This window comes from Pelagicoccus sp. SDUM812003 (genome assembly GCF_031127815.1).
Classification (GTDB): domain Bacteria; phylum Verrucomicrobiota; class Verrucomicrobiia; order Opitutales; family Opitutaceae; genus Pelagicoccus.
Genome location: NZ_JARXHY010000021.1, coordinates 51,446 through 75,745 on the forward strand (window position 1 = coordinate 51,446; position 24,300 = coordinate 75,745).

Annotated in this window: 20 protein-coding genes; 9 read left to right on the forward strand and 11 right to left on the reverse strand. The window is 59.1% G+C overall.

Annotated elements, in window-relative coordinates:
- Positions 1-62: 62 nt before the first annotated feature.
- Entirely contained in the window at positions 63-1,382 is a 1,320-nt protein-coding gene (locus tag QEH54_RS20865) for a cytochrome P450 (protein WP_309020659.1), read from the reverse strand.
- Positions 1,383-1,493: 111 nt separating this feature from the next.
- Here QEH54_RS20865 and QEH54_RS20870 point away from each other — a divergent pair, with 111 nt between their 5' ends.
- A complete protein-coding gene (locus QEH54_RS20870; RefSeq protein WP_309020660.1) occupies positions 1,494-3,029 on the forward strand; it encodes an alkaline phosphatase D family protein in 1,536 nt (511 codons plus the stop codon).
- Between the two features lie 83 nt (positions 3,030-3,112).
- The gene (locus tag QEH54_RS20875; protein ID WP_309020661.1) at positions 3,113-4,414 is read left to right on the forward strand and encodes an amidase; all 1,302 of its coding nucleotides are present in this window, start codon (positions 3,113-3,115) and stop codon (positions 4,412-4,414) included.
- A 79-nt stretch (positions 4,415-4,493) separates the two neighbouring features.
- On the opposite strand, the gene QEH54_RS20880 is transcribed toward QEH54_RS20875, so the two are convergent.
- From QEH54_RS20880 to QEH54_RS20925, 10 genes are all read right to left on the reverse strand, one after another.
- On the reverse strand, positions 4,494-5,423 hold the full coding sequence (locus QEH54_RS20880) for an acetamidase/formamidase family protein (RefSeq protein WP_309020662.1): 930 nt from the start codon (positions 5,421-5,423) through the stop codon (positions 4,494-4,496).
- 40 nt (positions 5,424-5,463) lie between these two features.
- Positions 5,464-6,837, reverse strand: a complete 1,374-nt coding sequence (locus tag QEH54_RS20885) for a tetratricopeptide repeat protein (RefSeq protein WP_309020663.1) — start codon at positions 6,835-6,837, stop codon at positions 5,464-5,466.
- 19 nt (positions 6,838-6,856) lie between these two features.
- Complete coding sequence (locus QEH54_RS20890; protein WP_309020664.1) at positions 6,857-7,543, reverse strand: energy transducer TonB; 687 nt, start codon at positions 7,541-7,543, stop codon at positions 6,857-6,859.
- 3 nt (positions 7,544-7,546) lie between these two features.
- Positions 7,547-7,951: a biopolymer transporter ExbD gene (locus tag QEH54_RS20895; protein ID WP_309020665.1), complete on the reverse strand. Its 405-nt coding sequence runs from the start codon at positions 7,949-7,951 to the stop codon at positions 7,547-7,549.
- Between the two features lie 3 nt (positions 7,952-7,954).
- On the reverse strand, positions 7,955-8,569 hold the full coding sequence (locus tag QEH54_RS20900; protein ID WP_309020666.1) for a MotA/TolQ/ExbB proton channel family protein: 615 nt from the start codon (positions 8,567-8,569) through the stop codon (positions 7,955-7,957).
- A 23-nt stretch (positions 8,570-8,592) separates the two neighbouring features.
- On the reverse strand, positions 8,593-9,975 hold the full coding sequence (locus QEH54_RS20905; RefSeq protein ID WP_309020667.1) for a MotA/TolQ/ExbB proton channel family protein: 1,383 nt from the start codon (positions 9,973-9,975) through the stop codon (positions 8,593-8,595).
- Between the two features lie 12 nt (positions 9,976-9,987).
- A complete protein-coding gene (locus QEH54_RS20910) occupies positions 9,988-10,758 on the reverse strand; it encodes a DUF3450 family protein (protein WP_345785684.1) in 771 nt (256 codons plus the stop codon).
- A 730-nt stretch (positions 10,759-11,488) separates the two neighbouring features.
- Positions 11,489-12,220, reverse strand: coding sequence for an L-ribulose-5-phosphate 4-epimerase AraD (gene araD / locus QEH54_RS20915; protein ID WP_309020669.1), 732 nt, complete (start codon positions 12,218-12,220; stop codon positions 11,489-11,491).
- A 4-nt stretch (positions 12,221-12,224) separates the two neighbouring features.
- Positions 12,225-13,718 carry an L-arabinose isomerase gene (gene araA / locus QEH54_RS20920; protein ID WP_309020670.1) on the reverse strand — a complete coding sequence of 498 codons (1,494 nt, stop codon included), beginning with the start codon at positions 13,716-13,718 and terminating at the stop codon, positions 12,225-12,227.
- Between the two features lie 39 nt (positions 13,719-13,757).
- A complete protein-coding gene (locus tag QEH54_RS20925; protein ID WP_309020671.1) occupies positions 13,758-15,440 on the reverse strand; it encodes a ribulokinase in 1,683 nt (560 codons plus the stop codon).
- A 124-nt stretch (positions 15,441-15,564) separates the two neighbouring features.
- On the opposite strand from QEH54_RS20925, the gene QEH54_RS20930 reads away from it, so the two are divergent.
- The 7 genes from QEH54_RS20930 (at position 15,565) to QEH54_RS20960 (ending at position 24,216) form a co-directional block, all read left to right on the forward strand.
- The gene (locus QEH54_RS20930; protein ID WP_309020672.1) at positions 15,565-16,584 is read left to right on the forward strand and encodes a LacI family DNA-binding transcriptional regulator; all 1,020 of its coding nucleotides are present in this window, start codon (positions 15,565-15,567) and stop codon (positions 16,582-16,584) included.
- A 582-nt stretch (positions 16,585-17,166) separates the two neighbouring features.
- A complete protein-coding gene (locus QEH54_RS20935) occupies positions 17,167-17,532 on the forward strand; it encodes a response regulator (RefSeq protein WP_309020673.1) in 366 nt (121 codons plus the stop codon).
- 37 nt (positions 17,533-17,569) lie between these two features.
- The gene (locus QEH54_RS20940) at positions 17,570-19,339 is read left to right on the forward strand and encodes a hypothetical protein (RefSeq protein ID WP_309020674.1); all 1,770 of its coding nucleotides are present in this window, start codon (positions 17,570-17,572) and stop codon (positions 19,337-19,339) included.
- Between the two features lie 23 nt (positions 19,340-19,362).
- Positions 19,363-21,837 (forward strand): response regulator, encoded by a 2,475-nt coding sequence (locus tag QEH54_RS20945; RefSeq protein WP_309020675.1) that lies wholly within the window; start codon positions 19,363-19,365, stop codon positions 21,835-21,837.
- A gap of 304 nt (positions 21,838-22,141) precedes the next feature.
- The gene (gene tyrS, locus QEH54_RS20950) at positions 22,142-23,428 is read left to right on the forward strand and encodes a tyrosine--tRNA ligase (protein WP_309020676.1); all 1,287 of its coding nucleotides are present in this window, start codon (positions 22,142-22,144) and stop codon (positions 23,426-23,428) included.
- A 118-nt stretch (positions 23,429-23,546) separates the two neighbouring features.
- Positions 23,547-23,774, forward strand: coding sequence for a zinc ribbon domain-containing protein (locus QEH54_RS20955; RefSeq protein ID WP_309020677.1), 228 nt, complete (start codon positions 23,547-23,549; stop codon positions 23,772-23,774).
- Positions 23,775-23,787: 13 nt separating this feature from the next.
- Positions 23,788-24,216 (forward strand): hypothetical protein, encoded by a 429-nt coding sequence (locus QEH54_RS20960; protein WP_309020678.1) that lies wholly within the window; start codon positions 23,788-23,790, stop codon positions 24,214-24,216.
- Positions 24,217-24,300 lie beyond the last annotated feature (84 nt).

The window sequence follows — 24,300 nt, forward strand, 5'->3', positions numbered from 1 at the left end:
CACTCTTTACCCAAGACTCCGCAGCCGCGTTCCTGCGGAAGGCGCCCTCTGCTTCCCTGAAGTCACTGCCCTCGCGAAATAGACACCAAGCGTCCTGAAAGATCGGATACCTGCGGCACGCCGTAGTTGAAATTCACCTGAATCTCCGGCGACTTGGTCGCTTCGAAGGCGTAGTCCTTCAGCATATTCGCCAAGACGATAGGCATATGGATGCGGGCAAGGTTCATGCCCAAGCATATATGGGTGCTGCCTCCGAAGGTCCCGTGCGCCTTCTTCGGGTAGTTGTTTTCCAGCCAGCGCTGCGGCTTGAAGTCGTAGGGATCTTCGTAGATCTCCTCCAGAAAATGGGTCAGGGTCTGCATGTGCAGCACCTTGGTTCCGGGCTCGAGCTTGCGCCCCTCGAATTCCATGGGTTGGGCGACCACGCGCGCGAGAACGGGCGCAGCGGGAAACATGCGCTCGATCTCCATGAGAGTGGCCTTGAGCTTGGGAAAAGCATCCATGCCGCGGGCGAAAGAAAGTGGCTGGTAACTCTCCACTTCCTCCCGAAGGGCCTCGAGCCACGGCCGGTCCTTCCAGACGCGCTGCAACCCGCAGTTGAGCAATTTGGCGGTGTTTCCCGTACCCGCCATGAGCAGAAGATACGCCTCCGAAACGAGCTCCTGCAGGTCGACCTCCTCTCCCCGATCCTCCAAGGTCAGTTTCAGCACTTCTGAAAAGTTGTCCTCCACCTGCTCTCCATCTAGCCGTCGCTGCACGAGCTGTCCCAAGTATCCGAATACAAAGGCTTTGTCCTTCACGAACGACTCTCGTTCGTAGAAAGCCTTTCGAGCCGAGCTCTCCATGATGGTGCCGACGATGAACTCCTCCTCGAAACGGATGAAAGTCTGCACCTCCGTCTCGCTCAACGGAGCCCTAAGCACGGTCTCCGAATTCGCGTAGGTCAGAGATCGCATAAAAAGATCGTGCAAGGAAACCTCCTTGTTCGCTGACTCGCCCAGCATCCGCTTCACCACCGCGTCGATGGCGGGAATCAGCCGTCCGATGGAGCTCATGGAGAATCCGGGTTTGAGCTGACGGCGCTTCTGGCGGTGCGGAACGCCGTCCATCTGGGTCACATGGCGATCGCCCATGATTTCGCGAAACGGGGTCAGAGCGGACTCGTAGTCCCACAGATCCGGGTTTCTCCAGGCCATGGCGTTCGCCTCCAGCCCTCCGATGCACACCCATGGTTCGCCACGAAAATGGACTGTGTAGATGGGTCCCAGAGCCCGGTACGCTCCCAAGTGGTCAAAGGTATCCAGACTGCCATGCTCCATGAAATCGAACTGGGCGAAGTCTTTCTCGTAGGACGGGATCGCGGCGTGAGCGTCGGTAGGCATGAGCGTCTGAAAGCAAATGTTGCGCCGCAGCTACCGACGGGACGCGCAACGATTTCGAGAAGCGCTCGCTTTTGTGTTAACATCGAGACCTGCCCGCCTACTCTCCCCAACATGCGCCTTTTCCATCTCTTCATCATCTCCGCATGCCTGCTGCCAAGTCGTCTGATATTTGCCGACGCGACCCTGCTAAACGGTCCCATGCCCGGCGCCAGCAGCATGACGGAAGTGGTTATCTGGACCCAAACCTCCGAACCGGCGTCCGTGCAAATCGAATATTGGCAAAAGAACTCCAAGGTGCAAACGGTCCTCAGAAGCCCTCTCTATCAGACCTCGCGAGATCAGGCTTGCGTGGCAAAGGTCTCGCTCACTGAGGGTCTGGCGCCGGGAGAGCATTACGAATACGCGGTGCTGGTGGACGGCGAGCCGCACGCGCCAGCCTTTCGCGAGGGCTACGAGCTCCAAGGCCCGGTGCCCATGGAGTTTCAAGTGAAGCCGCGCTGGCGCTTCGTGCCGGAGGGGGAGCTCGCCCATAGCGTATTCGATTTTCGGATAGCGGCGGGCAGCTGCGCCTACATCAACGAGAAAGGCTACGATCGCGAAGGCGGTACCCCCTATGGCGGAGAATACCACATCTTCGAATCCATCTTCGAGAAGGACCCGGACCTCATGCTGTGGCTCGGCGACTGCATCTACTACCGAGAAAACGATTTCGAGAGCGAGATCGGCATGCAGCGTCGCTGGACCCACGACCGGCAGCTTCCCGAGCTTCAGCCGCTGCTGGCCAGCGCCCACCACTTCGCCATCTGGGATGACCATGACTACGGACCGAACGACATCGGACGCAGCTTCACGCTCAAAGGAGCCGCGAAGGACACCTTCGATCTCTTCTGGGCCAACCCAAGCTCCGGACTGCCGGAGACGCCTGGCATCTTCACCTTTCTCAACTGGGGCGACGTCAATATCTACTTGCTGGACAACCGCACCTACCTCAGCTCCGCCACCTCGCATCCCGAACGCTTCAACAAACCGAAAGCCATGCTGGGCGAGAAGCAGGTCGACTGGCTGATCAACCATCTCGTGTGGGCCCAGAGCCAAATGGAAAACGACGGCAAGAGCTACCCAGCTCGATTCAATCTCATCTGCGTAGGCAACCAGGTGCTCAACGAATCGGGCAATCCTCACGGGTATCGAAATTTCCATGACGAATGGCAGTACCTCATCGATCGCATCGTGGAGGAAGGCATCGACGGAGTCGTCTTCCTCAGCGGCGACGTGCATTTCAGCGAGGTCAACCGCCTGGTCTACAAGGGCGGCGGCAGGCCGGGGGTGCCGGGCAAGGCCGGCATCAAGGGCGAGGACTACGTCTTCTACGAGCTGACCTCCTCCTCCCTCACCTCCGGCTCATGGGCAGGACACGAAAACAACCCCGCTCGCTTCGACATCTTCGACGACCCGAAAGTGGACCGCGTGGGGCAGCGAAACTTCATGACGCTCGACTTCAAGGGTCCGCTCAAGGACCGCCGCATGGAGGTGCGCTACTTCGACTCGGACGGAAATTTGCTCAACCGAAAGAGAGGCGGACGCCCCGACGAGATCACCGAGGCGTCGATCTTCCGCGCGGCCGATCTGAGGGCCCCAAAACCCTGAGCGTCGATACGGCGGCTCACATTCGCATTTACCTGAATCCGGCCCTCTCTAAAATCCGCCGCGAATCTGCTCCCATTGCAACTATGTCACCTCTTCCCATTTCGATCTCAGACTGGAAAGCGCTATCCGCCGCCGATCCGGACCGGGCCGCCCAAGCTTTCATAGGCAAGCTGGAGACCATACCCTCCAAGACGCGGCGCCGCGTTTTCGCCAGTGTGCCGGATCTGCTCAGCCTCAGCGACGCCTTCACCGCCGCAGCGGAAAACAGCCCGAAGGCGGCGCCCCTGCTCGGCGTCCCGTTTCTCCTGAAAGATCTTTTCGATTTTCCTGGCGTTCCCACCACCGCGTCCTCCGCCTTCCTGTCCCGAGTCCGCCCCACGACCAGAACCGAGTCCGCCCTTTCCGCATCCCTGCGCCAGCAAGGAGCCGTCTTCGCTGGCAAGACCCACCTCAACGAGTTCGCCTACGGCCTCTCCGGAGAGAACCTTCATTTCGGCGACTGTCCGCATCCAAGCTTCCCCGACAGGGTGAGCGGCGGATCCAGCAGCGGCTCCGCTTGGGCGGTGGCCAAGGGCATCGCCCCAATCGCTACCGGCACCGACACCGGAGGCTCCATCCGCGTGCCTGCCGCCTGGTGCGGCATCTACGGCTTGCGTACCTCGCCCAACCGCTGGTCCACCGACGGCTGCGTGCCCCTCGCCCCCAGTTTCGACACGCCTGGCTGGTTCACCGCCACCTCCGAAGATATGGAGTTGAGCATCCTAGCCCTCATCTGCCCGAAAACCAGGCGCAAGCGACCTCTGAAGGGCGTCAGCCTGCTTTCCTACGTCGACGGGCTTTCCGACGAATTTCGAGCCAAATTCATGGAGGCGATGGAGATGGTGAACGGAAACCTCGACCCGGCGGCGACCAAGGAGTTCAGCGACGCCACCAGATCGGTCGCGCGGCACTACAGCGTGCTGCAAAGCCAGGAGGCCTACAGCGTGCATCAAGCTTGGCTGGACGAGCACCGAGCGGAATACGACCCGGTGGTGTGGCAGCGCATCGATCGCGGACGACATTGGTCCCCTGCAGACGTAGACGCGGCAAAGAAATCCGAAGCCAAGCTTGCAGCCTTCTTCGAGTCCGCCTTTCAGTCCTACGACTTCGTAGCCATGCCGGCCACGCAAAGCCCCGCGATCAAAGCCTCGGAGCACACGGACGCGTTTCGCAACGAGCTGCTCAGGATCACCGCTCCAGGCAGCTTCGCGCGCTGCCCTGTATTAACCATCCCGATACATCTCAAAGACGGCGAATCGCAAGGCATTCAGATCATGTACAAGGACGAACGATCAGACCTCCCTCTTCGCGTGCTTGAAGCCTTGCGAGAACGGGTGGAGGAATAATAGGAAAGAGGGTGGTCACAGACGCCGTCAGCAGCGCCAGCCTCGCGGTTACCCCTCGCGAAAGCAGATCAACCTCAGGCTAGTCGAAAATCGCTTCCGGAAGATAGCCCGTGATGGTGGTGGTCGGCACGTTCACCAGTTGACTGACCTTCAGATCCAGAACGACGGAGCACGTCACGTAGGCTTGCTCCCGGCTAAGCCCGACCCTCTTCACCAAGTAGTCGATCGCTCGTCTCACCACGCGCTTGCAGGCTTCTCGCGGGTTCTCATCGGACTCGATAAACGCGTGAAACGGCTTCGCTCGGTATCGAGGGGAAACCAGCTCGCCCGGCGTCAGCAAGTAAGGAGCGGACAAGGGTGCGTCCTTGATCAAGGTGACTTTCAGACGCACGCTCATCGGCGCCTCCATCCCGTTGATACAAACCTCGCCATCCCCTTGAGCAGCGTGGCAATCTCCGGCGCAAAGCCCTGCCCCTTCTACCAATACCGGCAGGTGCAGCGTGGAGCCAGCGACGAGGTGCTTCACATCCATGTTTCCACCGAAGACTCCCGGCGGACGGGTAGCAAACTCTCCCATCTCCTCTCGCTGCACGCCAATGATGCCGCAAAAGGGATTCAAGTCCAAGGTCAGCCCAGGCATGGAAGTCGTCTGCGCTTCATCGAGTCGCCAGATGTGCAGAAAGTAGTCCTCGAAGTCCTCATCGAGCAACCCTAGTCCGGGCACGATGCTGGTCCAAGCCCAGCCCTCATGCTTGTATTCGAGAATCTCGATCTTTAGCTGATCGCCCGGCTGGGCATGCGCGACTTCGATCGGTCCGGTCAGAGCGTGGATCAGACTACGGTCGATCGCCTTATAGCCCTCCGCGTCCATCTCTGGATGAACCTGAGCGTCGCTCGCATCGTTCATCTCGACCCACACGGTATCGCCGGATTCGATACGCAACCGGGTCGCATAGTCTCGACTCCAACGATTAAAGGTGGTCGATCGATCGAGGGTATGCTCTGCCATAGGTCTCTATGAAAAGGAGCGAAGCAAGCTGAAGCGAGCCCTAGATCGAGCGTAGAGCGGTTTCCAAGCGATCGATGTAATCGTCCAAATAGTCGCGCGGCTCTATGGCATTTGCCCGACGCAGGTTAGCGATCGCCTCACGGTACTGCTTGAGCGAGACCTGCAAGCGGGCTAGCGAGATCAAGCCCTTGCTTTCGTATCCCTTCACCTTAGCCGCTCGCTCGTACTGGATCATAGCGTTTTCCGTGTCGTCCTGGCTCTTGTAGTAGTCGCCAAGCAGGACGAGCGCCCTGCCGTTTAGTGGATCCTTGGATACAATCGACTCGAGAATGGTGGCCGCAGCCTCCATCTCGCCCTTGGCGATTGCTCCGCTGGCTTTCAGGTTCAAAAGCGACAGCTCTTCCTGCGGCGAAAGCTTGCCGGCGTAGTCGGACTCGATCTGACTAGCGAGCTGCAGCGATTGATCGATCGATCCGCGTTGAGCGAGTCCTTCGGCAGCTTTGAGCAGCTTGGCGACCGGCAGCGTGCCCATTCGCGCCGCGCTTCCATACCGCTCGACCGCCAGATCCACAAGTCCTTCGTTGAGCATGATGTCCCCCAAAAGAGCAAGACTGTCCGGCGACGCTTCGCCCATGCGGGCCACTAGTTCGAGATTGGCCAAGGCCTTTTGAAACTCGCGCTCGCCCATGTAGGCGTTGGCCTGCATCATCCAGAAGTTCGCTTTGGAGGGATCGCGTTCGATGAGGTCGGACAGCATCCCTATCGCCTCGTCGTTCATGTTCATGTCGAGCAGGGAATTCAGCTTGCCAAGCATCCAATCGTTGCTGTCGGGCTGAAACAGCAAGGCTTGACGGTAGGCGTCTAGGCTCAGGGAGCTCTCTCCGAGATTCAGGAAACAGTATCCAAGCAAACCATACAGCGTACCATTTCCACCGCCGATCTCGATCGCCTCGATCAACATCGGCTTGGCTCGCGCGAACTTCCCTTCCTGGACGAGAGCGTATCCGATATTCTGATAAGCTCGAAAGAAATTGGGAAACTTGCGGATCGAGTCCTCATACTTCGCGATCGCCTTGTCCGTCTCACCCTCCTGCAAATAGAGGCTGCCAATGGTGTAGTCTAGAGCGGCGGACGACTCCTCCGTCATGCCCGCTTCTAGCATCTGGATCGCTTGCGATGGATTCGAATTCATGTATTCCGCGACCGACTTGAGCAGTTCCGATTCGTCCGAAGTGATCTTCGGGTTGATCTCCATGTCGAAGCCGTAGCTTCCGATGAAACGTTTCTGAAAATCAGGGTTGCTCCATGTGTTCTCGGTGAGTGGATACACGCCATCGGAAGCGGCGCTCAATTGAGAAGCGAGGAAAACGGCTGCGCCAAGGCTAGCAGCAAGGAATCGGTATCGGCGTTTCATAGGCAAAAGGTTTCTCGGACTAGAATCTCCATCCGAAGGGAATGATGTAGCGGGCTTTGACAGGCTCGCCGTTCTTTTTCGGCGGCGTCCAAACCCACTGTTCAAGGGCTTCAATCGCAGGCGCGTTGGCGCTTTCGCCCGGCGTTTCCAGAATTTTCAGAACTTTGGTTCGACCGGACTCATCGATCATGATCTCGATGCGAAGCGTGCCTGAGCGGCGCTCCTTGCGAAATTCGATGGGCGCCACCATGGCCACCTGGCGGACAGGCTTGGGCCGCTCGTCAAGATCCTTGACGTCAAACAGCTCCAAATCGGCCAAGGCGTCGGGCTGGGCTTCCAACCCGCCAAAACCAAGCCCGGCCGCTTGGGCGTCGCCAATGCCGGGGTTCAGAGCCATCTCAAGCTGAGCGAGGTCTAGGGGTGGAGGCGGCTCCCGCAGCTCAGGAGGTGGCGTTTCCTGAGGTTCCGGCTCGGGCGGCTCCTCCAGGTCCGGCGGCGCAGGAGGTGGTGGTTGGGCGATGTCGAACTCGCGAAACTCGATGACATCCTTCTTCTTTCCACTGATGAATTGGGTCAGCGGAAGCAAGGTGTAGATGGCGAACAAGCTCAGGCCGGCGTAGATGACGGCTCGAAAGATGGCCACGTTGAAGCGCGTCGGCTTGTATCCATTTTCGAACTTCGAAGCGTTTTGCGATGCGTCCGCCATTCCTTAGGTATCCGTTGAGACATTGACCGACTGAGCGCCTGCCAGCTTCGCTTCGTCGATAACGCGAATGAGCAGCTCAGTGGTGACGGTTTTGTCCGCTTGGATGATCACCGGCATTTTCTCCTTCTGAGAGAGACGCTTCACGGTGGATCGAACTCCGGTCGGGCCTATTTCCCTTCCGCCATAGACCACCTTCCCGTTGGCTGTGATCGCGATCAGAATGCTGTTCTTCTCCAAGTCCTGGGCGGATGACGCCTGGGGCTTGTTCACCTCCACTCCCGTCTCCTCCACGAACACCGTGGTCACGATGAAGAAGATTAGAAGAATGAATACCATGTCGATCAAGGGCGAGATGTTGATCTCGTCGGTGCCCTCCTGGACGTCGGAAAATCTTCGTTTGATGCTCATATACTAGGCGGCGGGTTTCAGGTTTCCTTTTTCGAAGCGCTTGAGGGTGAAGATCTCCACCTGGGTGCAAAAGGAATCCAGCTGATCGCGGCGGCGCTTGACGACGTTTAACATGATGTATCCAGGAATCGCCAACACGAGCCCGGTCTGAGTAGTGATCAGGGCTTCGGATATTCCACCCGCCACCAAATCCACCGTGTTACCCGCGGTGCTCGTGGAAAGCCCGGCGAAAGTGCTCAACATGCCAGTGACCGTGCCAAGCAGTCCGGTCAGCGGAGCGGTGCCCACGAGGATCGAGGCGAAGCGTATGCGACCATTGATACGCGAAAGATGGGCGTTTCGAATCTCCGCCATGCGATCTCGGATATCGTCCATGCTCCCCACCTTGTGCTGGGCATATTGTATGATGTCACCGAGCGGCCCTTTCGCCTCCTGAGGCCGGTCGATCCAATGCATCCACTGGTCGGAGTTGCTGTTGTAGTAGTCGTTGAATCCGAAATACACGATGATTTCAAACAGAGCGAAGTAGATCACGAGGCCGAGAATGGCCAAAGGGATCATCAAGGATCCACCGGCGACCCATATGCGTACAACTTCCTCTGTCAGCTCCTGCAACATGCGTAGTGGTTTCTTGGATTCGCTTAATCGCTTGTGGCCTTGACTCCGTTTACGAACGACATGGCGGAACGCTCCATGGCGGCCATGATCGATTTGGCGCGCCGAGCCAGGTAGGCATGGAAAATCAAGGACGGTATCGCTACCACCAGACCGAATTCCGTGGTGATCAGCGCCTCGGAAATACCGCCGGAGAGCGACTTGGCGTCTCCGGTTCCAAAGATGGTGATCAGCTTGAAGGTATTGATCATGCCGGTCACCGTACCGAGCAGACCCAGCAAAGGAGCGGTGGCGGCGGTGACGGCGATGACGGATAGCAGGCGCTCGATCTTCGGCTGAGTGGCCACCATCTTCTCCAAAAGGATTTCCTCCAAAAGCTCCTTAGGCTCGGAGGCGTTCGCTACACCGACTTTCACCAGCTCTCCGCTTGGACCAGAAAGACTGTTCGCTTCATGCCGAGCGGATTCCACCTCGCCCTTGCGCAGCAACTTGACCACTTTGGCGATGACACCGTCCGGCAGCCCCTTGACCGACGAGAGTTCGAAGAGCTTGAAAACCGAAACCAGAAGAGAAACCAGAGCGAAGCCCAGTATCGGAAAAACCCATACGCCTCCCTTTAGAATATGCTCGGTCAAAGTCTCTTCGGTGGAAGCGATGGCGATCGCCTTGCCCAAAGTCGGATCGAGCGGCAGCGCTCCCGACTTGCTGGAGGCGACTTCGCTGATGCTCCCGTTGGCCCCTTCGATGGGAATGATGGCTGGCTGGCCTGATTTGCCAGCCATGGAGAGACCGCTGGCTCCGGAGTTCGAAGCGAAATATGCCACAGGGCCGAACAGTACGAACGATCCCTGCTCGAGCTCGCCGCTCTCCGTGACCGCCGCTCCCTCGAAGACCTTGCCCCCAATCACCGAATCAACCCGTTCGATTCCCATCTGGATCGCTTCGAGCTGAGCTTCGATCACCATCAATCGCTCCAACTCCGGGTCGTCAACCGCCAGCAGCGTAGCGTCGATGGTCGGCTGGTATTCATCCAACTCACTGGAATCGGCCCGCGACTCGATGTTGGTGATGTATTCGGTCATCAGACTGACCACGTAGTCCACCTCGTCCTGACGCTGCTTCACGTTCACCTCGAGAGAATTGAGGTCCAAGCTCTTTGCATCGCTGGCTCGCGACTCCTTTTCGAACTCCTTGCGCAGCTCGCTCACCTCGGCGTTCAGACTGTTGAGCTCCTTGGCAAGCGGCGCCTTTTCCGACGAGATGGTCGAGCGCAGCTCCGAAAGTTCGCTTAGCGAGGTTTCGATGGATTTCTCGACCGACCCGACGGCGCTATCCAAGGAATTCTGCGCCAAGGCGCACGGGGAGACGGCAAGTCCGAAAAGGACGATTGATGGAATCAGGGACTTCATGAGAGGATCTCGCTATTTGATAGTTACAGGCAAACGAACGAACTCCGCCTGCTTGGTGCCTTGATAGACCGCGAACAGATCCACGATCTGCTCCGCAGCGTCCGGAGTTTCCTTCCACTCCCAGCCGTCCGAAGAAGGGTATCCAACTCCTGCATACCTTCCCGTCTTATCCTGAAAGAAAGCTCCTCCGAGACCGAAATAGAGGATATCCACTTCAGCCGGTCCGCTCTCCAGCTCCTGGATTTTTGAAATGAGTTGAACGCCACCGTTGAACTTGTCGGCTTGACTCAACACGACTACGATGGTCTGCAAGCGCTGCGATACTGAGAGTCGCGACTTCTCTCCTGATTTGGGTATTCGATTGAAGGATACGCTCACCTCTTCCTGCAAAGGCGGTGGAAATTTCGCGTGCAACGCGATGATCCTCTCCTCTACCGCGCCAATCCTCTCGCCGAGAAAATCCATGGCGGCGATGTACTCCTCGCGTTCCTCCACCAGTCCGGCTCGCTTCTTGTCCGCTTCGGATGACGCTGTCTTGGCAAGTTCGATACGCTCCTGCAGAGATTCCCTCTCCTGTTTCAGAAGAGCGATCATGTCGGCCACGATCTCCTTCTCGGCCTCCCAACTGGAAGCCTCCTCGGAGATCAGTTTTTCGACTTCGACCCATTCCGATACCAGATTTCGGGCTTGCTCGATATCCGGAGCACCGACCGTCTGCTGTGATGTTAATGGCAACAGGCCTAGCAGGAAGGCCGCCGTCTGAAGGGTTTTGAATCTTAGCACAGAGGCCCCACCAGCCAAATCCGCGCCAAGAAAAGGGCTAGACTCCTTTTAGTCCACTACAGGTCATTATCTAAGGTCGACAGCGCCCGCCTTCCCGATGCTAACCCCTTGCTCCCAGCGCCGCCGCCATCAGCGTGAAACAACGATTCAGCCACCGGCGGCCGTCGGGCTTCCAGGTCACCGACCAGAGCCGCTCGCATCCCGCCTGCGGACGCGCAGACGCGAACGTTTGACCCCAGTCGGAATCGAGATCAAATCGAAGCAGGGCCCGTCGCATTTTTAAGCGCCATAGGATTCCTACTCAGGGAGAGGCCCCGAATATCCCCCTAGCGCCCGCTCAGCAAAATCGTTCAACAGTACGAAATTTCGAAATTTCAAAACCGTCTGCACGAAGTTGGCGCGTGCGCTGCTTTTCTTCATTTGTCCACGCTTAGCGAGGACATTTGGGGTAACTAAGAAAACGAGTGGCGGGTCGCTTAGGGGTAGGCGACCCGCCTTTTCTTTTTCCCAAAGGGCTCACCCAGAGCTCGACTCGCCCTCTCATCCGCCCTTTCGCTTCTTCGCCCTTTCGCCAACTCCGTCCTTCCTCCAGCCACGGATCTCAGGCGACAGGTGGGCAACTCTTTTTTGTAACGTTGCAAAAAAGAGTTGCGCGTCGGGGCGTGAAAAAAGGCGGTCTCCGCGAGGGACCGCCTTTCGCAACCGAATAGACAAATGAACGGCCTGCGCCCTACTTCTGGCCGTAGTAGGCGCCGGCGCCGTGCTTGCGCAGGTAGTGCTTGTCGAGCTGAGCTTGGGTCAGATGCAGCGCGTTCGGGCGCAGCATCAGCGACTTCATCGTCATCTCGGCGATCACCTCCAGAGCGAAAGCGATTTCCACCGCCTTCTTGGCATTCTTGCCCCAAATGAAGGGAGCGTGGCCGTTGAAGAGGATGGCGTTGACCTGATTCGGGTCGAGGTCCTTGAAGCGTTCCACTATGACGTTGCCCGTCTCCCACTCGTAGTGGCGGGAGATTTCCTCGGGAGTCATGACGCGTGACACTGGCACCTCGCCGTAGAAGTAGTCGGCATGCGTGGTTCCCATGCAAGGGATCGCCATGCCTGCTTGAGCGAAGGCGGTGGCGTTTCGCGAGTGGGTATGCACCACGGAACCGATGTCACCAAAGGCCTGATACAAACGCATGTGAGTGGGCGTATCCGAGGACGGACGCAGGTCGCCTTCGATCTTAGCCTTCTCCAGGTCCAGCTCGTGGTTTGCATCGGGCTTGGCCTCGTAGTCGATGACCACCATGCAGTCGGGCGTCAGATCGTCGTAGTCCACGCCGCTCGGCTTGATCGCCATCACACCGAGAGAACGATCCACCACGGAAACGTTCCCGAAGGTGATGTCGACGATACCGAGCTTAGGAAGCTGCTTGTTGGCCTCGCAGCACGCCTCCTTCAAGTCTTGGTACTTGCTCATGGTCCTACTTCTTGTAAGCGACGTCGTTGAAACGAAGTTCGTTTTTCACCTGAGCGACGGTGCTCTTCTCATCGATCAAAACCAGCTCGATGCCAGCGATGGTCGCGTAGTCCACCAAGCACTCGGTCGGCAGGGCCTTGCTGAAGATCGGGTGATGGGAGCCGCCGGCCTGGATCCAGCATGCTGCGGAGGTCTTGAAATCCGGCTTGGGCTGCCACACGGCGCGAGCCACTGGCAGCTTGGGCAGGTCCGCGTCGGGAGCGACCACATCGACTTCGTTCACCACGAAACGGAAACGATCGCCAAGGTCGATGATCGTTGCGTTGACCGCGGACCCTTCGCCTACGTTGAAAACGAGACGAACCGGATCCTCCTTGCCGCCGATTCCGAGCGGGTGGCACTCCAGCTTGGGCTTGCCCTGAGCGATGGACGGACAGATCTCCAGCATGTGCGAACCGAGCACCTTCGTGCCGGCCGGGTCGAGATGGTAGGTGTAGTCTTCCATGAAGGAAGTGCCGCCTTCGAGCCCTTGCTCCATGACTTTCATGGTACGGAGCAACGCCGCGGACTTCCAGTCGCCTTCGGCGCCGAAGCCGTAGCCGTCCATCATGAGGCGTTGCACTGCCAAGCCTGGCAGTTGCTTGAGACCGTGCAGGTCTTCGAAAGTGGTGGTGAAGCCGACTGCGTTGCGTTCTTCGAGGAACTTGCGCAGACCGAGCTCGATGCGGGCTCCGTCGCGAAGAGACTCGCGCTTGGCGCCGCCTTCGAGCAATTCGGGAGCGACGTCGTATTCAGATTCGTAGGTGGCGCAGAGAGCGTCGACTTCGGCATCGCTGACCGCGTCCACGTAGGCGACCACGTCGCCCACTCCGTATCCGTTTACGGAATACCCAAGCACTTGCTCCGCCGCGACCTTATCACCTTCGGTGACGGAAACTTCACGCATGTTGTCGCCGATGCGGCAAATGCGGGCGCCTTGCATGGAAGCGTGAGCGGCGGCGGCGCGGGACCAGTTTCCGATCTGCTGCTGCACTTCGGGGTCCTGCCAATGGCCGACGACAACCTTGCGGTCGATGCGCATGCGGGCGCAGATGAAGCCGAACTCGCGGTCGCCGTGGGCGGACTGGTGCAAGTTCATATAGTCCATGTCGATTTCGCTCCATGGCAGGTCGCGGTTGAACTGCGTGTGCAGGTGCACGAACGGCTTCTTGAGGGCCTTCAAGCCGCCGATCCACATCTTGGCGGGCGAGAAGGTGTGGCACCAGATCACCAGACCGATACACTCCTTGGCGTTGTTCGCCTCCTGGCAAATGTCGCGAATGGTTTCGGAGGTTTCACCTACCGTCTTAAAAACGACACTCACAGGAATCGCGGAAGCGTTGTTGAGCGCCCCCGCGATTTCCTGCGAGTTCGATGCTACCTGTTTTAGGGTTTCCTCACCATAAAGGTGCTGAGACCCAGTCACAAACCAAAGTTCTTTATTCGAGAGATCTATCATTTTAGTATTCAAAATGGGGTTACAAATCTGGTGTTTCGACTAAGCTTTCTTGGAACGAGCAGCTTCCTTGATTTCGAGAAGCTCCTTCATCACTGGCGCCAACGATTCGGTGGACACGCCGCCGAAGGCGTCATGAAGTTTCTTATACAACGCAAAAAGCTTCTCGTAGACGGCTTGGCTCTTCGGTTCCGGCTTGAAGCAGACATCCTTGAGCCCGGACATCTTCTCCTGGGCGGTCTTGAAATCGTCGTATCCACCCGCAGCGCTGCCCGCTTGGACCGCAGCTGAAATGGCCGAGCCGAGAGCGCAGGTCTGGGAGCTGCGGGAGATCAGCATGTCGCGGCCAGTGATGTCGGCGTAGATCTGCATCAGCATAGGATTCTTTTCCGCGATGCCGCCGGCGCAAACCACCTTGCTCACCGGCACGCCGTATTCTTCGATACGCTCGAGAATCATACGAGCGCCGAAGGCGGTCGCCTCGATGAGAGCGCGATAGATCTCAGATTGCGTGGTGTGCAAGGTCTGACCAAGCAACAGGCCAGAAAGCAGCGGATCGACCAGGATGGTGCGGTTTCCGTTGTTCCAATCCAGGGCCAGCAATCCGCTCTCGCCCGGGGCGAGCTCGTCGGCCTTTTTCGTCAACTCGCCATGCTTGCTGTCGTCGCCGAGCACGCGATTCACGAACCACGCGAAAATGTCGCCCACCGCGGACTGCCCCGCTTCGATGCCGTAGAAGCCTGGGAGAATCGCCCCGGGAACGATGCCGCAGATGCCGGGAATGTCCGCTACGTCCTTCTCGCCCGAGACCACTGCGCAGTCGCAAGTGGAAGTGCCGAGCACCTTAACCAGAACGCCTTCCTCCACGCCGGCGCCGATGGCTCCGTAGTGAACGTCGAACTCGCCGATGGCGATGGGGATGCCGGCCGGCAAACCGAGACGAGTGGCCCATTCTTCGCAAAGGTCGCCCGCCTTCTCGCTGGCGTCGTACGCTTTTTCGTAAAGTCGATCCCTTAGATCCGCGAGCTTCGGGTTCAGCATGGAGAGGAACTCCTTGTCCGGAAGACCGTTCCAATCGTCCGAGTACAAGGCCTTGTGACCGGCGGCGCAAATGCCGCGCTTGACCGCCTTGGGATCCTTCACGCCCGCCAGCAGCGAGGGGACCCAATCGCAGAGCTCCACCCAGCTGTAGGCCGCTTCGAACACCTCGGGAGCGATGTTAAGGCAGTGCCAGATCTTGGCCCAGAACCACTCGGAGGAATAGGTGTTGCCGCATTTGGCGAGAAACTGAGGACGATGCTCGCGGCCGAGCTCGGTGATCTTCTGCGCCTCCTTGACGCTGGTATGGTCCTTCCAAAGCCAGCACTCCGCGGCGAGATTGCCCTTCCAAGCATCCTGCGTCGCCAAGGCGATGTTGTTGGAGTCCACAGGGATAGGACTCGAACCCGTCGTATCGACTCCCAGCCCGATCACCTTTTCCGACGAAAACGACTCGTCGTTTTTGGCCGCGTCCGCCAGAGCGTCACGCACGCTGGTCTCCAAACCCGCCACGTAGTCGCCAGGGTGCTGGCGGGCCAGGTGGTGGTCATCCGAGTCGAGCAAGATGCCAAGCTCGCCAGACGGATAGTTAAACACGGAGGTCGCGATCTCTGTGCCGTCACTGCAGCGAACTACGATGCTGCGAACGGAATTCGAACCGTAGTCAATTCCAATAGTGTATGCCATAAGCGGGGGGAGTCTAGGGTTATGAAATCTGTGTAGCCGAGTTCGGACCGAGGCAAAAGATCACCTCTCCTTGACAGTAAAATCTAAACTGTCTTTATCGGCCTTCGTGAAACGAAGAGTCACCATGCAGGACATAGCGGACGCCTTGGGCTATTCCAAGAACGCAGTTTCGCTCGCGCTGAGAAACCGCCCCGAAATCCCCTACGCCACTCGCGAGAAGATCCGGCAGAAGGCCGAGGAGATGGGCTATCAGACCAATCCCGTGGTGTCGCGTCTGATGGCGGAGCTGCGCTCCAGCCAGACTCCAAAGTTTCAAGCCAAGCTGGCTTTGATCAACGCCAACGAGAACCGCAACGCTCTCGACCATCACCCCACCATTCCGGCCTACGTGCGCGGCTGCGAGCGACGCGCCTTTCAGCTGGGCTATTCCTTCGATCGCTTTTGGCTGCACGATCCGGAGTTCTCGGCCAAGCGGGTTCTGCAGATTCTGGACGCGCGCAACATTCGCGGAATCGTGGTGGTGGGACTGATGGGGCAAAACCAGCTGCCGAAGTCCTATATACCTGTTTGGGACGCCATCCCTACCGTTGTGACCGGAGTGCGCACGCGGCAGCCCGCCCTGTCCTACGCCTGCGTGGACCACCACCATCTCGCCTTGAGGGCGGTGGAGCGGGTGGTCTCTCGCGGCTACAAGCGCCCTGCCCTCATCGTCGACCAGTCGATCGACGACCTCGTGCAAGGCCGTTTCTCCGCAGGTTTCATGGTCGGTCAAAAGCTGCTGGCCAAAAAGAACCGTATCGATCCTTTCCTCGAGTACAAGAAGGCCAAGAAGGACCCGAGCCTCTTCAAGGCGTGGATGGACAAAAACAAGCCCGACGCGGTGCTTACCCTCTACAATTCCATCCACACCTGGCTGGTCGAGATGGGATTCAAGATCCCGGAGGACATCGCCTTCGCGCAGCTGGAACGCCGCCCTTCCCATCCAGACATGGCCGGCATGAATCAGCACAACGACGTGGCCGGCGAGGCCGCGGTGGAAATGGTGATCAGCCAGATCAACAACAACGAGCAAGGCATTCCCGACTTTCCGCGAGCCACCTTGATCGGAGCCACGTGGCAAGACGGAGCGACCATCCGCAGCTGACCGCCGACACATCCCATTCTTCAGGTCAGCTGCGAGACGACCGACGTCCGGGGCGTTTTCCTCAGCCCGTATCGAAGAATACACTACACCCGAAGGTATCCACAAAATCGGCTCTGAGGGATTCTCCGAGCGCGGGGCCACCAGGTCGCTTCCACCCTTGCTTCGGCTGCCTGACGAGCCCGTCTCGGCGCGGCCGGCGCCAGCCGCATGTTCTAGGTAGTCTTTGTAATTTAAGGTAAATGGATTCGACCGCTCTCAACCTCGCCTCCCCACCGCCGAAAAGACGCAGTACAGACCACCTTACGACTAGGGAATCACCTGAACGGAGTCACCCGAAAGCAACGCCCGTCCGCAATCTCTGGTCGCCCCCCACTCGCACCATGACCGCCACCCACCACGATCGTCTCGCAGACGCGCCTCCAGCCGCCAAGGCGGAAACGCATGCGTCGATCCGCGTCCGTACGAGTTGCCCGCGAACCCTTGGGCACCCCTTGTTTTCATCCGTTGCCACGGTCCCAGATTCTAACGCGTTTTCCCCTCATGGGACAGCGAGACAACTCATCTGCCAGACTGTAGCTCCCTATGAAAAAAGTTCTCGTCGTTGACGACTTCGCAAGCGTTCGCATCTACCACAGCAACCTGATTCGCCACATGGGGTACGTCGCCATCGAAGCGGCTGACGGCGACGCGGCTTCGAAGATCCTTTCCTCGACCGACATCGACCTGGTCTTGCTCGACCTCTATATGCCGAACAAAGACGGCCGCAGCGTCATCGAAACACTCGGACAAGGATCGCGCCGCAAGCCGCCTGTCATCGTCATCACTTCGGAATCTGAACGCTTCGGCTCCAACCAGCTCTCCACCCTTCCCGTCCAGAGCGTGATCTCAAAACCCGTGCGCCCCGCGGCGCTGAAAGAAGCCATCATGCTAGCGATCGGCAACAACTAGGCGAATTGATCTCCCCACACCCACTCCGACTCTCTAGGTGAAAAACGTTTTCAAATCCATCGGTTTCGCTCGAGGGCTACCCTCAAAGCTGGTCGAGCTCTCCCAGCAGGCGTCCCGCTACTCGGACCAGCTCTATCAGTTTGGCCAGGTCACCGACAAGGAGTTCGTAATCCTCGCGGAAAGCGTGTCCTCCATTCAGACCTGCATCCAGAACACCATCGGGCAAACGCAGAAGCTCGGAGAGTCGCTGGACGGCTGCTCCGAGGAAAACGCCTTCCGCAGCGCCTTCGAGATCGGCAAGCGGGCCATCGAGCTGGTGCACTCCAGCAGCGGCGTGGAATTCGCTCTCAGCAACCAGTTCGAACTGATCGATTCGCTGGTCAGCGAATGCGAAACGATCAAGAGCGAGTTCGACCATAATCAGGTGATCTTCCGCTCCCTGGCTACCGGCTTCGCCATCGAATCCGCCCGATGCGACGAAGAGGCCCAGGCCGTCTTCCGCACCGTGGTCAGCGACTTCCACCGCATCGACGAATCCATCGCCAAGACCCTGGATTCCGGATTTTCCGAACTGCAAGCCGTGCTCAAGGAGATGGACGACATTCGCCGAGCCTGGGACGCCGAGTTCAACGGCAGCGAAAACACGGTGGAACGCCAGCTCGAATCGATCCGCGAAGAAATCCACCGCATCGAAACCATCCTGACCCCCTGCGTCGCGGACTGTAGTGACATCAAGAATACGCTCGAGGAAATCGAGCTCGCGATCTCGCCCATTATCATCTGTCTGCAAAATCAGGACATCGTGCGACAAAAGCTCGAGCACATCGCCAACGCCTTGAACGAGATCGAGCGCATCGCCAGCCCCGCTTGCAAAGGCAAGCCGCGCAAGCAGCGCCTGAGCGAGCTCTTCGCCCATTCCAGCGTTCAAGGCAGGCAGCTCGACTACGCGGTGGACCTGCTCGCCGAAACCGGTGAGCAAGCCTTTTCCAGCATCGCCGACGCTCAAGCGAAATCCGACGCGGTCGCCCAGCGCCTCGGCGCCCTGCAGGACACCCTGTTTCATCAATTCGGCACCAGCTCCATCGCATTCGCCTTCGGCCAGCAGATCGAGGAGCTCTCCCGCATCACCGAATTCTCCGGTCGCGTGCACCAGCAGCTGGCCCAAATCGACCAACGCATCGTCAAGGTGGTGCAAGTCTACAACCGCGAGATCAGCTCCCGTCAGCAGGACATCAGGCTGATCGCCCTCAACGCGCAGGTCGCCGCCAGCCGACTGGAGGAAGGCGGAGCCCTGGAACGACTGGCCCAGGAGACCAGCGTCGTCTCCGAGGCCAATCAAAGAACCAGCAAAAAGCTCTCCTCCGCTCTGGAGAACGCTCTGGAGCAGCTCCGCTCCACCCGGGAGTCCTCCGTGGCCCACGTCGAAGTACTCAACAAGGACCGTCAGGAGCTCTTCGAGTCCTCACAGGATATCGACGCCCGGCTTCAGCATCACATCAGCGGGACCATCTCCGAAACGCGAGCCTTGCTCGACGCCTCGAATCGAAACGCGTCCACTATCCAGGATTTGCCCCAGCGACTGAGCTTCCCCCAACGCCTGCAAACGGAATTCACCCCGATCCGAGAAACGCTCCGGGAGATCAACGCCATCAGCCTGAAGCTCGTAGGGAAACGCGAATTGCCGCAGGAAGTGCAGGCCAGTTTGAACGAGCATCGCGAGCGCTACACCATGCAGACCGAGCGAGCCCTTCACGATCAGACCTTCGCCCAGATCTCCAACGCTTCCGGCTTCACCTCTTTCAACTGACCTTGCCAACCCGAGGTCCACCTATGCCGAACGCCTTCAAGAAACTGACCGGTCTCTTCAAACGAAATCCCGCATCCAAGCCGGGAGCCAGCCCATCGCGTCGCAACATCGGCGAGATGCAGCATCGGCTTCACCTGCTGGAGCAAGCGGTGGAACAGTCGCCCGTTTCCATCGTCATCACCAACCAGGATGGCGTCATCGAATACGTCAACCGCGCCTTCGAGCAACGAACCGGCTACTCCGCCTGCGAAGCCATCGGTCGGACCCCTAGCATCCTCGGAGCCGGCACGCACAGCAAGTCCTTCTACAAGAAGCTCTGGCGCACCATCACCGAAGGGAAGGTCTGGACCGGGCAATTCAACAATCGGAAAAAATCCGGCGAGCTCTACTGGGAGCAGGCCACCATCGCCCCCATTTTGAACGAATCCGGGCAAATCGCGAACTACGTGGCGGTGAAGGAGGACATCACCGTGCAGCGCCGGAAGGACCAGGAGCTGCGCGCCGCCTACGCCAAAGTCAGAGCCGCGGAAGACGCCAAGGACGCCTTTCTCAATACCATGAGCCACGAGTTCCGCACTCCGCTCAACGCCATCATCGGACTGAGCTCGGTGCTCAAGGAAGAGTCCTCCGATCCCACCGCCAAAGCCTGGCTCTCGGACATCAACTCCAGCGGGGAGCAGCTGCTCAAGCTCAACGAGGACCTTTTCGAGCTCACCCAATGCTACAGCGAGACCGACGAACCGTTCATCGAAGACGTCGACATTCTCCGCCTGGTGGAAGAGGTGCTGGAGCAAAGCGCCGAAGCCGCTCAAGCCAAAGGCCTCGAGCTGCGCTACGACCTATCCCCAGAGCTTCCCGCCACCATCGCCTGCGATCCGGTGCGCGTAAAGAAGATCCTGATACACCTGCTCTCCAATTCCCTGAAGTTCACCTCCAAGGGATACGCCAAGCTCAAGCTCGACCACCAGATTCTCGAAAGCGGGCGGGCGCGTATCCGTTTTTCGGTGATCGACTCAGGCATGGGAATCAGCAGCGACGATCTCGATCTCATCTTCGATCCCTTCTACCGAGTCAATGGAGACTCGAGCAACGGATTCCAAGGCGCGGGAGTGGGGCTTGCCATCTGCCGGCACCTCGCGGCCAGCATGCAAAGCTCGATCCAGGTCAAGAGCATTCCGGATCTGGGAAGCGAGTTCTCCTTCGCCATCGACTCCCTTCCCGTCAAGGACGCGCCGTCGGTTTTCGCCCAGTTCCGCAGCCGGGAGCTGATGAACCATCTGATCTGCACCACGCTGCAGGAGTCCTCCCTCGCCCAGCACCTCTGCATCGCTGCCAAGGTGTGCTCCTTCAACTTGGAGAGCGTCGACAGCGAACACATCCTGCAAACCCTCAAAAACGGGGGCATCGACCTCGCCTTCATCGATCCCGACCAGCTCGACGCCGATACGTTCGCCGAACTCCAATCCAGCTCGCTGCCCATCTACTGGGTAAACGAACGCGAGCTTCCGCTGCCCTTCTCCGAAGCCATGCGCCTGATCGGCCAGATCCCGAAACAGGAGCCCGAGCAAGCCCCCAATCCCGTCGATTCTCCCGCGGCTCGAAACGAGGCCAGCGCCCACAAAGCCGCCCTCCTGCCAGCTGACTCCCTGCGCATCCTAGTGGTGGACGACATCTCGCTCAACTTGAAAGTCGCCACCATGACCCTGAAGCACCTCGGCTTCGCCGCGGATACCGCCAACGGGGGCAGAGAGTTCATACAAAAGGTATGCCAAAATCAATACGACCTCGTGCTGCTCGACCTCCTGATGCCCGACATCAACGGCTTGGACGCCTTCAAGGAGCTTCGCGATCATCCTCCCTCCCACGGCTTGCCCAAAATCGTGGCCCTCACCGCCAACACTCAGGAGTGCACCCGCGAGCAATGCCTGACCGCCGGCATGGACGGATTCATGACCAAGCCGATCGATCGCTCGAAGATCAAACGGTGCTTGGAAACGCACTTCCAAAGCGCGGACGGTAGCGAGCCCGAATCCGAGACCGAGCCAGCTCTCGCCTCCCACGACGCAAGCGCTTCCCCGACCCAGCAAACGCCCTCTCAACACGCGTCTGATTCCATGATCGAGGTCGAATCGACCACCGAACCCGAGCTCTTGGACCAATCTCACATCGACGAAATCTGCTTCGAGATGGATCGCGATTCCGCGATCGCTGTGCTCACCGAGTGCTACCAGTCGCTCGCTCGCGACTTCGAAAATCAGCTTCGAGAGATAGAGCAAGCCTGCGCCCAAAAGGACGTGGAAGCCCTCATCCCGGTGGTGCACGGATTGAAAGGGGCCGTGGCATCGCTTGGCTGGCAACGGTCCGCCCAGCTCTACGAACGCTCCCTCAAAGCCCTCAGAGCTAACCGCTTCAGCGACTACGAGACCTTTCCCCAAGCCATCTCAAAGGACTTTCAGCTGTCTTCCGCAGCCATGAAACACTACATGGGTTGCCTGTAGAGTCGCTCCGTCCACGAACAGCCTGGCGCGGCGACTCATCGGCTGGGCCCTCATCGTAGCGACGCGACAGGGTATGGGCATGCCGTTGCTACGCCGGGAAGCGGCGAAGCCGGGCACAAAACGCAGCCAAATTCGGCTCTGCCGCGCCCATTATAAGCAAAAGCTCCCCTAGTTCGCCGCATTTCACGGCCTGCGAACAGGCAGGCCGAAAAACCTATCGATGCCCCGACCTTGCTCCCCAATCCGCCTCCGCAAAACTTCTAAATGGACACGCCTCGCCTTTCCCGCCAAAACCCTTCGCCTTATGAATATTCTCGAAGAGCTCACATGGAGAGGACTGATCAACGACTGCACGGCCATGGACGAACTGGCCAAGCGTCTCGAGAACGGACCCATCACTCTCTATAGCGGCTTCGATCCCACGGCCGACAGCCTTCACCTCGGCAACCTAGTGCCGCTGCTGGCCCTGCGACGCTTTCAGCTGTGCGGCCACCGGCCCATCGCCCTCGCGGGCGGCGCCACCGGTTCCATCGGCGACCCTTCAGGCAAGAAATCCGAACGCCAGCTCCTGACCAAGGAGGTGCTCGACCACAACATCGCTAAGGTGAAGGTCCAGCTGGCCCGCCTGCTGGACTTTTCCAAAGACCTGCCCAACCCGGCCACTCTGGTCGACAACGCTTCCTGGGTGGGTCCCATCAGCTTTCTCGACTTCCTGCGCGATGTCGGAAAGCACATCACGGTCAACTCCATGGTCTCCAAGGAGTCGGTGAAGGCTCGCATGGGCGACGAGAAGTCCGGCATCAGCTTCACCGAGTTCTCCTACATGCTGCTGCAGGGCTACGATTTCTTCCACCTCAACCAAGCGGAAAACTGCGAGCTGCAGATCGGCGGTTCGGACCAATGGGGCAACATCACGGTCGGTACCGAACTCACCCGCAAGAAGGCGGGCAACACCGTCTACGGCCTCACCCTTCCCCTCATCACCAACTCCGACGGCTCCAAGTTCGGCAAGTCGGAGAAGGGAGCCATCTACCTCGACCCGGAAAAGACCAGCGTCTACCGCTTCTACCAGTACTTCGTCAACGTGGACGATCGCGACGTGATCCGCTTCCTCAAGTTCTTCACCTTCCTCACCGAGGAGCAGATCAAGGAGCTGGAGGAAAAGCACGCCGCCAATCCAGGCGCCCGCGAAGCCCATCACGCCCTCGCCCGCGAAATGACCAATCTCATCCACGGCGAGCAAGCCACCGAAGATGCCATCACCGCGTCCAAGATCCTCTTCGGCGGCGGACTCGACGGCATCACCGAAAACGCCCTCAAGAACGTGGCCGGCGAAATCCCCAACGCTTCCCTCGCCCAGGACAAGCTGCGCTCGGAAGACGGCTACCTGCTGCTCGACGCCATCGTCGACACCGGCCTCACCAACTCCCGCGGCGAGGCCAAAAAAGCGGTCAAGGAAGGCGGAGCCTACGTCAACAACCAGCGCGTGCAGGACATGGGCTACCGGCTGTCGGCGACGGACGTGCACTACGACAAATACATCCTGCTGCGTCGCGGCAAAAAGAACTACGCCGCCCTCGTGCTCGCGTAGCTAGGCAAACGGTTAGCGGCTGTCGTCTTGGCGGCCGCAAACGCTACACCCATCCGCCTACTCGCCGATAGATAAGAAGTCTTCACAACTCAGCCTTCATCATTCAACATTCAGCTCCATGGCGACCTACGTTTACGAAACCATCCCGCAAACTCCGGACGAAAAGCCGGAGCGTTTCGAAATCCAGCAAAGCATGAAGGACGACGCCCTGACCGCCCATCCGGAAAACGGCAAACCGGTCAAGCGCGTCATCAGCGGCGGCTACGGTTTTTCCGTGAGCGGCAGCGCCCCGGCACCCGCGCCGCAACACGGCTGCTGCGGCGGATCCTGCGGCTGCAGCCACTAGACCGCGCTCCAAGATGAGCGTCCACAACTCCTCGGCCGACCTTACAGCGCTCGCCGAGCGCATCGCCCGCGACGCCCACGCTGGGCAGTTTCGCCGCGATGGAGAGCGCCCCTACATCGTTCACCCGGAAGCGGTGGCCTCGCGCGTGGAGACCCCGGAAGAAAAGGCGGTGGCCTGGCTGCACGACGTCATCGAGGACACCGAACTGGAAGCCACCCACCTGCAGGAGGCTGGCGTGCCGGCGCCCGTCCTCGACGCCGTCGCGCTGCTCAGCAAACGGCCCGGATTGAGTTACGAGGACTACCTCAAAGGGGTCAGGCAAAACCCCTTGGCTCGCGCCGTGAAAATCGCCGACATGCTGTCCAACCTCGCCGACGATCCCACGGAAAAGCAGATCGTCAAATACGCCCGCGGCCTGCTCATCCTTCACGGCGAAAAATAGGTACCGAGCGTATGCGACACTCGATGAGTGTCCTGGCGGGACACGACCTCGATCACGATCCGCTTCCCCCCTTCATCTGTGAAA